This window comes from Pseudemcibacter sp. (assembly GCF_965661635.1).
Classification (GTDB): Bacteria; Pseudomonadota; Alphaproteobacteria; order Sphingomonadales; family Emcibacteraceae; genus Pseudemcibacter.
Genome location: NZ_CBFIEP010000061.1, coordinates 1 through 13,364, shown reverse-complemented (window position 1 = coordinate 13,364; position 13,364 = coordinate 1). Strand labels below are relative to the sequence as shown.

The window sequence follows — 13,364 nt, the reverse complement described above, 5'->3', positions numbered from 1 at the left end:
TTTTGATGATGAAAGCCTAGCATGCGATAGAAACATGATCAAGCGTGGTTTTTGATTGCCAACGAGGACTAATAAGATAAGATAAATAAAAATTAAGGAGGTACCATGGACGCAGTACTCGATACATTAATAATTGGCTTTCCATATTTTATTTCACATTTTGGCTTAACGTTAATTATGTTGGGTGTGAGCATCATTATTTATGAGAAAATAACCCCATATCATGAATTGGAATTAGTCCGCCAAGGCAATAAATCGGCGGCGATATCTTTAGCCGCTGCCATTCTTGGTTTAGCAATACCGCTTGCGGAATGTTTAAAAGGAAGTGTCAGTTTATGGGATATTTTCATTTGGGGTGTGGTCATATTGGTAGTGCAAATTCTCTCGTTCTTTTTTGCTAACCTTGTTATTGATGATTTAAAAGGGCGCATTGAACGCGATGAAATAGGGGCTGCATTGCTTTTATTCGCCGGAAAAATATCAATCGCACTGCTTAACGCCGCAGCAATTTCAGATAAAATGTAAAAGGAATTTTTCTAAAAATGCGCGGATTTTTATCATTTCTTTTTTTGGCTATTGTCATTTATATCGGCGAAGCATCGAAAGATCCTGATGCAAAATACCCAAAAGTTGCCGTTAGACCGGGTCAGCCGGCGCCATTGCCCCCATTACCAGATATGAAAGCAGAAGGAGAAGGAAGGCTAGAGCCACCTTCATCACGTGATCCTATTATTGAAATAGAAGATGAAGTAAAATCTGGACGTTCACAATTCACAGGTACTGCCTTTTCAATTGATGACCGTGGTTTATGGGTGACCGCACGGCACGTCACACACGGTTGTAACCAACTCATGTTATTGAGGCCGCATCGCCGCGCCTTAAAGGTTGAGGCCGTATCAGAGCACAGTCGCGCAGATGTAGCAATTTTACAGACGGAAGGTGGTTATGATGCCTTTCCCGTTAATTATGAAGTACCAGAATATAATCAGGAAGGGTTTCATTTTGGATTTCCTCGCGGTGAGCCTGGTGACGTTTATTCAAATCTAATCGGTAGGCGAACGATTAAAACAACTGGTATTCGCAAAAATAAAGAGCCTGTTTTGGTGTGGGCCGAAAAAATAAGAGTTCCAAATAGCAATGAAAGCTTGGGTGGTATTAGTGGTGGGCCTATTTTAAATGATAATGGCGAAGTCGTTGGTATTCATGTTGCGGGTTCAGTCAGGAGAGGGCGTTCATTTTCATCATTACCAAGAACCATAAACCAATTGCTTGATCAAAATTATGTTAAAATAAATAGTAATAACCTTAATGTTGATGTTGCAAAATTAAACGAAGCGGATTTTTCAAGGCTGGGTGATGAGCTTCGTAGTAATTTAAGTGTTGCGCAAGTAATTTGCCGTACAAATTAAAAAAGGCGCTCTAAATAGAGCGCCTTTTAAAAAAATATTCAAATTTTGATATTATGCTTTTGGTTCAATACCAACAGATTCAAAATGGGCAACTAATTCGCCATTTGCGGCCATTTCACGAACAATATCACAACCACCAAGAAATTCACCTTTAACATAAAGTTGGGGAATTGTTGGCCATTCGCTGTATTCTTTAATCCCTTCACGAAGGCTTTCGTCCTGAAGAACGTTATGTGTTTCATATTTGACATTGAAATAATTTAGAATTTCCACAACAGTTGCGGAAAAACCGCATTGTGGGAACATGGCGTCGCCTTTCATGTAAAGCACGATGTCATTATTATAGATGTCATTTTTAATGCGGTCATGTACTGGATTTGTCATTTGTTTATTCCTGATATATCTGATCTATAGGTTGTTATTCTGGGGCCGATGTCTGTAGCGATAATGCATGCAGTTCTGCGCCAACCTTGCCTTTCATGGCTTTATAAACCATTTGATGTTGCTGAACCCTGTTTTTGCCAATAAATTCTTTTGATACCACATGGGCGGCGAATTGGCTTCCGTCACCGCGCATGTCTTGAACCTGAACTTCTGCCTCAGGGAGAATTTCCAGAATCATTTCTTTAATTTCTGGCGCCGTTAATGCCATTTCAACTCTCCTTAGCTCTCTGTTGACATATAGCTTGGCATCCACGCGTCATGCGCACCAAGCAGTTCTTCTACTGATATAGTCATTGCATCTTTAATATCAAGGCTATTTCCCTGCATAACACCGATTGTTTCAATAATTACACCAGCTTTGTCAGCGGCACTATTGATTTCACCTAGTTTATCAGCAGGCAAACTAATGATGTATCTGGCTTGATCTTCACCAAAGCCATATGCATGAAGTGGCACATCACCATTATTTAAGGCGATTTCCATTCCTTTGCCGGATGCCATTGCCATTTCAGCGAGGGCAATAAATAAACCGCCATCAGAAATATCATGACAGGCTGTCACCGAACCATTTTGAATTTGTGCGCGGACGAAATCACCGTTTCTCTTTTCAATTTCAAGATCAACAGGTGGCGGTGCGCCTTCTTCACGGCCTTCGATGATATCTAAATATTGTGTACATCCGATATGGCCTTTTGTTTCACCAACAAGTACCAAAATATCACCGTCATTCTTAGGTGCGATCGTAACCATCTTGCTGCTATCTTTTAAAAGGCCGACACCGCCAATGGCAGGTGTTGGATGAATGCCCGTTCCATTTGTTTCGTTATAAAGCGATACGTTGCCGCTAATGACAGGATAATCAAGCACTGTGCAAGCTTCGCGTAAGCCATCAATGGCACCAACGAATTGCCCCATAATATCTGGACGTTCCGGATTACCGAAATTCAAGCAATCTGTTATCGCCATCGGTGTTGCACCAACGGCTGTGACATTTCGCCATGTTTCCGCAACTGCTTGTTTGCCGCCTTCAAACGGGTCGGCATAAACATAACGTGGTGTACAGTCAGTGGAAATGGCTAATGCTTTATCCGTATCATGAACACGAACAACGGCCGCATCACCACCCGGAAGCTGAATTGTATCCGCCATCACTTGATGGTCATACTGTTCCCATATCCAGGCACGTGAAGACATATTGGCACTACCGACCATTTTAAGAAGCGCTTCACCTAGATCACTTGGTGCAGCAACACTTGCTGGGTCAATTGTATCTGGCGCTACCGTTTTAACCCAAGGGCGATCATATTCCGGTGAATTATCGGCGAGGGGTTGTGTCGGGATGTCCGCGACTGTTTTACCTTGCCAGTTTAACGTCAGGTTCCCTGTGTCTGTAATCTCACCAATCACAGCAAAATCAAGATCCCATTTTACGAAAATCTTTTTCGCTTCTTCAACGCGGTCCGGTTTTAAAACCACAAGCATGCGTTCCTGACTTTCGGAAAGCATCATTTCATATGGAGTCATACCTTCTTCGCGCTGTGGGACTTCATCAAGGTTAATGGTAAAACCAACTCCGCCACCAGATGCCATCTCAACTGATGATGATGTTAGGCCCGCTGCGCCCATATCCTGAATGGCAACTACCATATCCGTTGACATCAATTCAATACAGGCTTCGATAAGTAGTTTTTCTGTGAATGGATCACCCACTTGAACGGTTGGGCGCTTTTCTTCACTGTCTTCTGTGAATTCGGCAGATGCCATTGTCGCACCGTGGATACCGTCACGTCCTGTTTTTGATCCCACATAAATTACGGGGTTTCCAACACCCGCGGCGGCTGATAAGAAAATTTTATCTTGATCCGCAAGGCCAACGGCCATGGCATTGACCAAAATATTGCCGTCATATGACGGATGGAAATTGGTTTCGCCACCAACGGTCGGCACACCAACACAGTTACCGTATCCGCCGATTCCTTCAACAACACCACTTAATAAATGACGTGTTTTGTGGTGCTCAGGGGATCCGAACCTTAAGGCATTCATATTGGCAATCGGTCTTGCCCCCATCGTGAACACATCACGTAAAATACCACCAACGCCCGTGGCTGCACCTTGGTATGGTTCGATATAGGATGGATGATTATGGCTTTCCATTTTGAAGATAGCCGCTTGATTATCACCAATATCAATCACGCCGGCATTTTCGCCGGGGCCATGAATAACCCATGGTGCTTTGGTTGGTAAGGTTTTTAAATGTAGTTTTGATGATTTATAGGAACAATGCTCGCTCCACATAACGGAAAAGATACCGAGTTCCGTTAGAGTTGGCGTGCGACCAAGAATTTTAATCATCAACTGGTGTTCGTCTTCCGATAGACCGTGTTCTTTCACTAAATCTTCGGTAATCTCAGGGTTATTTTCCCAAATAATTTCAGTCATTCTTAAAACCTTAATTTAATGAATTGATGATGCTGTCAAAAAAGCCACGACCATCCGTGCCGCCTTGCGCATCTTCGATTAATCTTTCTGGGTGAGGCATCATACCAAGAATATTGCCTTGTTCATTCATAATACCTGCGATGTTATTTTGGGACCCATTGGGGTTGGCGTCTTTTGTCGCTTCAGCGCTATGATTGACATATCTAAATGCCACTTGACCGTTATCTTCAATGCGGGCCAGTGTTTCATCGTCCGCGAAATAGTTGCCATCATGATGGGCGACCGGAATATTAATCACCTGTCCTTGATTGTAGGCATTCGTAAATGTGCTATTTTCATTTTCAACTTTTAACTGAACCGTTTTACAAACGAACTTAAGGGATCGGTTACGCATCAATGCACCAGGAAGAAGCCCCATTTCAGTGAGTACCTGAAAACCATTACAGACGCCAATCACATTGCCGCCGCGTTCCGCATGCGCCGCGACCGCTTTGATAGCGGGTGACCTTGCCGCCATGGCGCCACAACGAAGGTAGTCACCAAAAGAAAAACCGCCTGGAAGGGCGATTAAATCAACATTGGGAACATCTGTGTCTTGGTGCCAAATTTCATGGGGTCTCTGGCCAGTAATTTTTTCGAGCGCATCAAACATGTCCCGATTGCAATTGGAAGCAGGGAAGGTAACAACGGCTGATTTCATTTTAAAAATCCTTGTTTTGGGATTTAATTATTCAATTTCTATCGAATAATTCTCAATTACCATATTTGCGAGAAGCTTCTTGCACATCTCTTCAACATTTGCCTCTGCAGCCGCTTTATCGGTAGTGCTTAGGTCAAGTTCGATATATTTTCCTTGGCGTACATCATCAACACCATCAAATCCGAGTGAGCCGAGTGCGTGTTGAATAGCTTTACCTTGTGGGTCAAGAACACCATTTTTAAGGGTAATATGAACGCGTGCTTTCACAGCAAATTCCTTTTCAATAAATTAAATTGTTTATTCTTCGTCTTCTACTTCAAGAGAGATACCAAGGCGGCGCGCCACTTCCTGATATGCCTCAACTTCACCACCGAGATCGCGGCGGAAGCGGTCTTTATCCATTTTTTCGCCTGTCTCAAAATCCCAAAGACGGCAATTGTCCGGGCTAAATTCATCAGCAAGCACAAGGAAATGTCCTTCATCACCATCTGATAGACGTCCGAACTCTAATTTAAAATCAATCAGCTCAAGCCCGATGCCGGCGAAGATTCCACGAAGGAAATCATTGATTTTTGCGGTCATGTCCATCATTTCAATCAATTCTTCCTGGTCACAGATTTCAAGCGCAAGAATATGATTTTCCGGAATGAGCGGATCCCCTAAGTCATCATCTTTTAATGAAAATTCGATGATCGGGCGACGAAGTCTTAATCCTTCTTCGATGCCGAATGTTTTGGCCATGCTGCCTGCGACAGTATTTCTCGCGATCACCTCAAGCGGAATAATTTCAACTTCGTGACAGAGCTGTTCACGGTCCGACATGCGTTCAAGGAAATGTGTCGGTATACCAAGCTGTGCCAAGCGGATCATAACAAGTTCGGTAATTTTATTGTTAATGATACCTTTGCCGGCAATGGTGCCTTTTTTTACATTATTAAACGCGGTGGCGTCGTCTTTAAAATATTGAATGATGGTGTTTGGCTTTGGCCCTTTATAGAGAATTTTGGCCTTGCCTTCATAGAGCATTTCTTTGTCTGACATAATCGTCCCTAAGCTTTAAATATTCTGAGAATCAAGCGAAGACAATCTATCTTAATTGAAGCTTTTATGAAAGCTAAAAAGGGCGGCAAAACCCCCTTTAAAATAAATTTTAAAAGATTATATAAAAAACATGGAAATCACAGACAAAATGCCGTAAATAGGCATGATGTGTTTATAAAATATTTGGCTATCTTAAGGAGCAAAAATCGATGTCACAGTTCGATGATCGTAAAAAAGCAGCGGAAAATAAATTTTCCATCGATAAAGAATTAGAATTTAAAGCAACCGCGCGCCGCAATAAACTTCTCGGTCAATGGGCCGCTGGACTTATGGGCATGGAAGGCGAAGCAATCGACGCATATGCGGCACAAGTCATTGAAAGTGATTTCGAAGAAGCAGGCGACGAAGACGTATACCGCAAAATCGCCGGTGATTTTGAAACAGCCGAAGTCGAACAATCAGAACACCAAATTCGCAAACAAATGGAAGAACTATTTGTAACCGCGCTAGCGCAAATTAAATCAGAAGTTTAAAACTTTAGAGGTTTTAGAATTAAAAAAACCGCTCTCATTCATTTGAGGGCGTTTTTTTGTAGTTATAAAATTAGTATCTATTCACCAAAAACGCGCTTGAAGATCGTATCAACATGTTTGGTGTGATAGCCCATGTCGAATTTGTCATCGATTTCTTCGTCGGATAGTTTTGCGCTGACTTCTGGGTCGGCTTTAAGTTCTTCGGCGAAATTGGCGCCTTGTTCCCATACCTTCATGGCATTACGTTGCACGAGGCGGTAACTGTCTTCGCGGCTAACGCCCGCTTGGGTAAGGGCAAGTAGCACACGTTGCGAATTATGAAGGCCGCCAAGCTTATCCATGTTGGCTTGCATGTTTTCAGGATAAACAACCAGTTTATCCATCACGCCCGTTAAACGCGCCAGCGCGAAATCAAGGGTCACTGTCGCGTCAGGACCGATCATACGTTCAACCGATGAATGTGAAATATCACGCTCATGCCAAAGGGCAACATTTTCCATTGCCGGCAGCGCCATACCGCGCACAAGACGCGCAAGACCCGTCAAGTTTTCGGTCAGGATAGGGTTACGTTTATGGGGCATTGCGCTTGAACCCTTTTGTCCTTTTGAAAAGAACTCTTCGGCTTCTAATACTTCGGTGCGTTGTAAGTGACGTACTTCAACGGCGAGGCGTTCAATTGAACTTGCGACAACGCCAAGTACACAAAAGAACATGGCGTGACGGTCACGTGGGATCACTTGTGTTGAAACGGGTTCGGCGGTTAAACCAAGAGCCTTTGCCACATGTTCTTCAACATAAGGGTTAATATTGGCAAACGTTCCAACCGCGCCTGAGATCGCACATGTGGCGATTTCTTCGCGGGCCATTTTAAGGCGGGCAAGGTTACGGTCAAATTCGGCGTATGCTTCTGCCATTTTTAGCCCGAATGTTACTGGTTCCGCATGAATACCGTGGGATCGCCCGATACAAACATCCATTTTATGTTCCATAGCGCGACGTTTTAAAACCACCAATAATTTTTCAACGTCATCAATCAATATGTCTGCCGCTTTTACAAGTTGAACACTTAAACATGTATCAAGCACATCTGATGAGGTCATGCCTTGATGAACGAAACGGGCTTCGGGGCCGATATATTCTGCAAGTGATGTCAGAAACGCGATTACGTCATGCTTTACTTCTTTTTCAATCTCATCGATGCGGTCAATGTCGAAGTTACCTTTTTCCCAAATGGTCTTCGCGCTTTCTTTTGGGATAACACCCAATTCAGCAAGAGCATCACAGGCATGTGCTTCAATTTCAAACCAAATTTGAAAACGTGATTGTGGCTCCCAAATGGAGGTCATTACTTCGCGTGCATAACGTGGAATCATAGTGTCTTTCCCGATAACTAAAATAAGATTGAATTTATGAAAAAGGAAGTAGCAGGGATTCCTAACGGGGGCAAGGTTTAATGTTCATTTGACAGCTGAAAATGAATAGGCCATTCTGTTTTCATCAAAATAACCCTGGGAGGAAATAAAATGCCAGAAAAATCAAACAGAAATATGAATAGAAGAGAATTACTTGGCGCGGCGGCAACGGTTGCGGCGGTTGGTGCAGTAGCGAGCACAGCGAAAGCACAAGCACCATCGATTATGAGCAGTTATAAGCCGCTTGTGGTTGGGGCGCATAATGGTAACCGTTTAAAAAATGAAGATGGTGAAACCGGTGTTCAAATCGCATACCGCATGATTACGGCAGGGGACGATGTTTTAGATGCAACAATCCACTGTAATAACCTTCCTGAAATTTCAGAAGAAGATACCTCGGTCGGATATGGCGGCTTGCCGGACGCCAATGGTGATGTGACGCTTGATGCGTGCTGTATGCACGGACCTTTAAAACGCGCTGGAGGTGTTGCCTATATCCAAGGGGTTAGAACACCATCATGGGTCGCAAAAGATGTGATGATGAAAACAAACCATCATTTACTTGCGGGACAAGGGGCAACGGATTTCGCCCGTGAACACGGTCATAAGATCGAAGGAGATCTTAATAGTGCGACATCATTTAACAGGTATTTAGAATGGAAAAAACGTGTTGAGGAAGAAGGCGATAATCGCACATTCGCTGAACTTGATCTCGATTTTATTGAGAAAAAAGGATTAGATGTTACTTATCAAATGGCGCATGAGGGCCGTATTGATATTGAACATATTCACGGCACCATTAACACCAACGCGATCAACCATAAAGGCGAAATTTGCGGAAACACAACAACATCTGGTCGCGGGTTTAAAGTGCCGGGCCGCGTGGGAGATAGCCCGATCCTTGGTGCGGGTCTTTATGTGGATAATGATATTGGTGCCGCGGGTTCAACCGGACTTGGTGAAATGAACCTTTATCATCTTTGTTCGTTTTTAATCGTTGAAAAAATGCGTGACGGAATGCATCCGAAAGATGCGGGCATGTACGCCCTTAACCGTGTGAAAGATTTCTGCGTGGGTAATGAGCGTTATATGAATGAAAAGGGCGAGATTAGATTTAATCTGCAATTCTATGTGCTTGATAAGAAAAGCCAGTACGCTGGTGTCGCAATGCGCGGCGGTGAAGGGCGTTTCTTTGCAGTTTGTGATGATAACGGCCCACGCCATGAATTAATGGATAGCATTTATATGAATGATTAAACGTTTTGTGATTTAAAGGTTTTGGGGGATAGGTTGCAATATTATACTTATATACTAACGAGTGGCCGTAATGGAGCACTGTATATGGGTATGACCAATAATATAGTTAGAAGAGTATGGGAACATAAAAATCATGTTGTAGAAGGTTTTACAAAAAAACATGATGTAATTAATCTGGTTTGGTTCGAAATACATTCTTCAGCCAAGAATGCCATTAAAAGGGAAAAGGCCCTAAAACGTTATCAGCGCAAATGGAAAATGGAATTATTCGAAGAAAAAAATCCATTATGGATTGATTTATACGATGAAATTGTAAAATAGAAATTGTCATTCGCCGACTTGATCGGCGGATCCATTAATCATTGAAATTAATTTTTCTTACGCAATTTTGAAGTTCACTAGCCTCGCCGATCAAGTCGGCGAGTGACGGCAGAGTTAATCAGAGGCGATTACGTCGACCTCAAGAAACCATGCTTCATCATAAATACCCGCGATTACCACGGTGAGCGCGGGTTTTCTTTGCCTTAAAATTTCCTGACGAATACGGCTATTGTCATCGCGGTATTCACGGGATGCCAGATATGTTGTGTGTTTCACGATATTATCAAGCGACATATCGGCGGCTTCCAATTGATGAATGATGTTTTGCCAAACGAGGCGCGCCTGATCAGAAAAGTCGGATGGTACATATTCATTTTTATCAACGGGAATTTGCCCACTGATATAAAGCGTACGGGTTGCACCGCTTACTTCAAAGGCTTGCGAATAACCGCCATCGGCGCTTGGTGCCTTATTAGATTCTAATGATCGTGTTTTCATTATTTCTCTTTTAATCTGGGCATCATTTCTACGAAATTGCAGGGTTTGAAACGAATATCGAGCTGTTCTGAGAAAATATGGTTCCACGCGTCTTTACATGCACCAGGTGAGCCTGGAACGGCAAACATATAGGTACCATTTGCAACACCACCCGTTGCGCGGCTTTGGATGGTGGATGTGCCGATTAGCTTCATACTGATATACCTAAAATATTCACCGAATCCTTCGATTTCTTTTTCATAAAATTCGTGAAAAATCTCCGGTGTGATATCGCGCCCCGTAAGCCCAGTGCCGCCCGTTGCGATAATCACCTGAACATCGTCATTTTCAACCCATTCAGATAACTGCGCGCGCAGGTCGTCTTTATCATCTTTAATAATTGCGCGGTCGATCAGGTTATGTCCAGCATCCGTTAATTTATCAACAAGCACTCGACCCGATTTATCGTTTTCAAATGTACGCGTGTCGGAAAGGGTTAGAATTGCAATATTAACAGGCAGGAATTCTTTGGTTTCATCAATGGCCATGATTATTTCTTTAATTATTATTTTGGGCTGTTTGGATGTTGTCTTGACCTTGATAAATCGGCCAGCTCCCTGACGCCACGGCGTCAAGTGTCGGGATGTCCTGTCCCATACGCATACGGTAAATCCACATGTTGGATAAAACGCGTTCAATATAGATGCGTGTTTCACGGGCAGGGATGCTTTCGATATATAAAAGCGGATCATCGCGGAAATTCGTGCTTTTTACCCATTTTTGCATGTTGCCCGGGCCAGCATTATAAGCGGTCAAAGATTTAAACAGATTTCCGTCGGCAAATTGTTTGCCGAGCATGGTTTTCATATATTTTTGACCAAGGAACATATTGTAACGAGGGTCATCAAGCTTAATACGTTGAAGGCGACGGTTTTGTGACATATCACCAGCGGCACCCATCATAAGCTGCATTAAACCACGAGCACCAACGCCGCTTTTCGCCCAACTGTTAAAGGCACTTTCTTGACGGATCATACCAAAAAGCAGGGCGCGGTCGAGGGTATAGCCGCCGTCTGGTGTTATATAAGGAACCGGGTAAAGTGAACTATCCAGTGACGCGATGCGTTTTTGTTCTTCGATCCTGCCGATATTTAGCTGCGTTGCCGCAAGTCCAAGTCGCGCTGCAAGTCCAAGAAGGGAATGATGCTGACTATCACGTGTTTGCGCCCATGCGGTGCTTAATTCCTGATCAGCGAGTGTATTTTCCCCAACTTGTGCCAGCGCAATTGCGCGGTGAACACTAGAAAGGCCGCGAATTTCACGGTAATTCGCATCGGTAAAATCAGGAACAGACCAATCAAAATTGGAATCTATGCCTAACTGACGTGCGGCCAATATACCGTAAAAAGTTTTGTCGAAACTTGCTGCTTTCTTAAGCATTGGTGAAACCTGATCTGGTTGACGGCAAGCAAGATAAGAGCGAGCGGCCCAATATGCGCCTGCGGCCGCGGTCCAGTCACCGGCAACAGATGAGTTAGCAACATGTTGGAAATGTTCTGCGGCAACCGCGCAATCACCAAGCCGCCATGCGGCAAGCCCTGCGATCCAATCGCTTTGTGAAACAAATTCACGTGATCTTGACCCGATCTGCGCAAGGGCTAATGCTTTATCGTCATAATTGGTAAGATAATATTCATTAGCGATGCGGGATAATTGGGTATCGATTTCAAGTTCTGTTAATAAACCACGCTCAACGAATGCCCATAGGCGCTTTTCCGCTCTTGCGGCGTTATGCTGTCTTAAATAACGGCTGATGTTTCGGTTAAGTTCCGCAATATCGCGGCGTTCTTGGCGTTTACGACGTTGGGTTTCTGTTTGTGGGGTTTGTTGTTTTTCTTTGTCCGCTTGTGCGCGTTCAATCTCAGCACGTGATGGTGGGGTTGGCTTATCCGCTGGAAAGGCATATGATTTTCCAGTCATTGGCCGCATCATGCCACCGGGACGTCCTTTATTCTTACGAACGCCAAGGTCATATATGCGCTGCGCACCCGGCAAGTCACCATAATTTTCCATCCAGTTTTTAAGTTCGGAAAATTTTGAAATATAGGCTGTCGCATGCATATATCGTTGATAATAGACATGCCCCATTAATATCGGGTTGGCGATTTTTTTAATTTCGCGGTCAGCACGTTTCCAATTTCCACGATTTTGTTCATAAAACACATTCTGATACGCTTCAACGTCATCCGCGCTTAATGGTTCAAGGTCAATACTGTCACTGACTTGCGCATTAGCATAGCTGAAATTTAAAAATAAAAGGGTAAGAACAAGTTTTTTAATCAATGTTTAGCTCTCCGATTTTTGCTTTAATCGCCAGAAGGTCATGCCAAGTTTGCTTTTTAAATTGCGGTTGGCGCAACAAATAGTCCGGATGAAAAATAGGGATTATAGGAACGGTTGTGCCGCTCATAATATATTCCTGCCATTTGCCACGTAATTTAGTAATGCCTGATTTTGTATTGAGAAGGGTGCTTGCTGACGTGCCACCGACAGAAATAATCAATTTTGGCTCAAATAATTCAATATGTCTTTTAATGAACGGAAAGCATAATTCACATTCCCCATCTGTCGGCTTGCGGTTTCCTGGTGGTCGCCACGGCAATAAATTAGCGATGTAGAAATCATTTTCCCGCTTCATATCTATTGCGGCAAACATGCGGTCAAGCAATTGACCTGCTTCGCCAACGAAAGGTTTGCCGACGCGATCTTCATCACCACCAGGCGCTTCGCCGATGATCATAATGTCGCTTTTAACATTTCCATCGGAAAAAACAGTGTTTGATGCCGTTTTTTTAAGGCTACATCCTTCAAATTCAAGAATCGCTGCGCTTAATTCATCTAAGTTCTTACAATTTGCAGCCAATTTTTTGGCCATATCAATATGTTCTTGTTGAGAGGCAAGGGGTGTTTGTGAAACTGGTTTGGATTTTGATGAAGTATTACTTGAAGTTTTGGCTGCAGAGTTTTGTTTTATTTGTATATTATCTGTTTTAGAAAACCAATTAATTGGTTCTTCTGAGATTGTTTCATCGGCTCCCCATTCAATATAGCTTTTCAGCAATTCTGCTGGGGTATAAGAGACATCAGATTTCATTACACTATTCATAAGGTTATTATATATCAGACAAATTAAAAAGAAATATTGTTATAGTTAATTTTAAGATTTTCATTTTATCCCCCAATGGCGCTTATTGCTTACATAATTAATTATTAGAAGGTGTTTCTTTTTTAAGATCAACGGCTTTTATAAATCGATCCCATGGAAAAT

Annotated in this window: 16 protein-coding genes; 5 read left to right on the top strand and 11 right to left on the bottom strand. The window is 43.1% G+C overall.

What is annotated here, in order from left to right:
• Positions 1-105: 105 nt before the first annotated feature.
• Positions 106-525 (top strand): DUF350 domain-containing protein, encoded by a 420-nt coding sequence (locus ACTF6W_RS04560; protein ID WP_438993362.1) that lies wholly within the window; start codon positions 106-108, stop codon positions 523-525.
• A gap of 17 nt (positions 526-542) precedes the next feature.
• A complete protein-coding gene (locus tag ACTF6W_RS04555; protein ID WP_438993361.1) occupies positions 543-1,409 on the top strand; it encodes a S1 family peptidase in 867 nt (288 codons plus the stop codon).
• A gap of 51 nt (positions 1,410-1,460) precedes the next feature.
• Here the strand turns inward: ACTF6W_RS04555 and grxD are convergent, their stop codons facing one another.
• Genes grxD through purC form a run of 6 tightly spaced genes read right to left on the bottom strand, consistent with a single transcriptional unit; the run spans position 1,461 to position 6,036 of the window.
• Positions 1,461-1,793 (bottom strand): Grx4 family monothiol glutaredoxin, encoded by a 333-nt coding sequence (gene grxD, locus ACTF6W_RS04550; RefSeq protein WP_438993360.1) that lies wholly within the window; start codon positions 1,791-1,793, stop codon positions 1,461-1,463.
• Between the two features lie 34 nt (positions 1,794-1,827).
• Positions 1,828-2,061, bottom strand: a complete 234-nt coding sequence (locus ACTF6W_RS04545) for a BolA/IbaG family iron-sulfur metabolism protein (protein WP_438993359.1) — start codon at positions 2,059-2,061, stop codon at positions 1,828-1,830.
• Positions 2,062-2,072: 11 nt separating this feature from the next.
• A complete protein-coding gene (gene purL, locus ACTF6W_RS04540; protein ID WP_438993358.1) occupies positions 2,073-4,295 on the bottom strand; it encodes a phosphoribosylformylglycinamidine synthase subunit PurL in 2,223 nt (740 codons plus the stop codon).
• Between the two features lie 10 nt (positions 4,296-4,305).
• The gene (gene purQ, locus ACTF6W_RS04535) at positions 4,306-4,995 is read right to left on the bottom strand and encodes a phosphoribosylformylglycinamidine synthase subunit PurQ (protein WP_438993357.1); all 690 of its coding nucleotides are present in this window, start codon (positions 4,993-4,995) and stop codon (positions 4,306-4,308) included.
• A gap of 27 nt (positions 4,996-5,022) precedes the next feature.
• A complete protein-coding gene (gene purS, locus ACTF6W_RS04530; RefSeq protein WP_438993356.1) occupies positions 5,023-5,262 on the bottom strand; it encodes a phosphoribosylformylglycinamidine synthase subunit PurS in 240 nt (79 codons plus the stop codon).
• Positions 5,263-5,292: 30 nt separating this feature from the next.
• Complete coding sequence (gene purC, locus ACTF6W_RS04525; RefSeq protein WP_438993355.1) at positions 5,293-6,036, bottom strand: phosphoribosylaminoimidazolesuccinocarboxamide synthase; 744 nt, start codon at positions 6,034-6,036, stop codon at positions 5,293-5,295.
• Between the two features lie 209 nt (positions 6,037-6,245).
• Here purC and ACTF6W_RS04520 point away from each other — a divergent pair, with 209 nt between their 5' ends.
• Positions 6,246-6,569: a DUF1476 domain-containing protein gene (locus ACTF6W_RS04520; protein ID WP_438993354.1), complete on the top strand. Its 324-nt coding sequence runs from the start codon at positions 6,246-6,248 to the stop codon at positions 6,567-6,569.
• Between the two features lie 77 nt (positions 6,570-6,646).
• On the opposite strand, the gene purB is transcribed toward ACTF6W_RS04520, so the two are convergent.
• Positions 6,647-7,942: an adenylosuccinate lyase gene (gene purB / locus ACTF6W_RS04515; protein WP_438993353.1), complete on the bottom strand. Its 1,296-nt coding sequence runs from the start codon at positions 7,940-7,942 to the stop codon at positions 6,647-6,649.
• 150 nt (positions 7,943-8,092) lie between these two features.
• Between purB and ACTF6W_RS04510 the strand changes: the two genes are divergently transcribed.
• Together ACTF6W_RS04510 and ACTF6W_RS04505 are read left to right on the top strand one after the other, a co-directional pair.
• On the top strand, positions 8,093-9,238 hold the full coding sequence (locus tag ACTF6W_RS04510; RefSeq protein ID WP_438993352.1) for an isoaspartyl peptidase/L-asparaginase: 1,146 nt from the start codon (positions 8,093-8,095) through the stop codon (positions 9,236-9,238).
• A 21-nt stretch (positions 9,239-9,259) separates the two neighbouring features.
• Positions 9,260-9,559 carry a GIY-YIG nuclease family protein gene (locus ACTF6W_RS04505; protein ID WP_438993351.1) on the top strand — a complete coding sequence of 100 codons (300 nt, stop codon included), beginning with the start codon at positions 9,260-9,262 and terminating at the stop codon, positions 9,557-9,559.
• A gap of 114 nt (positions 9,560-9,673) precedes the next feature.
• Here ACTF6W_RS04505 and ACTF6W_RS04500 read toward each other — a convergent pair whose 3' ends face one another.
• Genes ACTF6W_RS04500 through ACTF6W_RS04485 form a run of 4 tightly spaced genes read right to left on the bottom strand, consistent with a single transcriptional unit; the run spans position 9,674 to position 13,190 of the window.
• Positions 9,674-10,057 carry a RidA family protein gene (locus ACTF6W_RS04500; protein WP_438993350.1) on the bottom strand — a complete coding sequence of 128 codons (384 nt, stop codon included), beginning with the start codon at positions 10,055-10,057 and terminating at the stop codon, positions 9,674-9,676.
• Positions 10,057-10,587, bottom strand: coding sequence for a molybdenum cofactor biosynthesis protein B (gene moaB / locus ACTF6W_RS04495; protein ID WP_438993363.1), 531 nt, complete (start codon positions 10,585-10,587; stop codon positions 10,057-10,059). Before moaB ends, ACTF6W_RS04500 begins: the two co-directional genes overlap by 1 nt.
• Positions 10,588-10,594: 7 nt before the next feature.
• A complete protein-coding gene (locus ACTF6W_RS04490; protein WP_438993349.1) occupies positions 10,595-12,379 on the bottom strand; it encodes a lytic transglycosylase domain-containing protein in 1,785 nt (594 codons plus the stop codon).
• Entirely contained in the window at positions 12,372-13,190 is an 819-nt protein-coding gene (locus ACTF6W_RS04485) for a uracil-DNA glycosylase (protein WP_438993348.1), read from the bottom strand. Before ACTF6W_RS04485 ends, ACTF6W_RS04490 begins: the two co-directional genes overlap by 8 nt.
• Positions 13,191-13,364 lie beyond the last annotated feature (174 nt).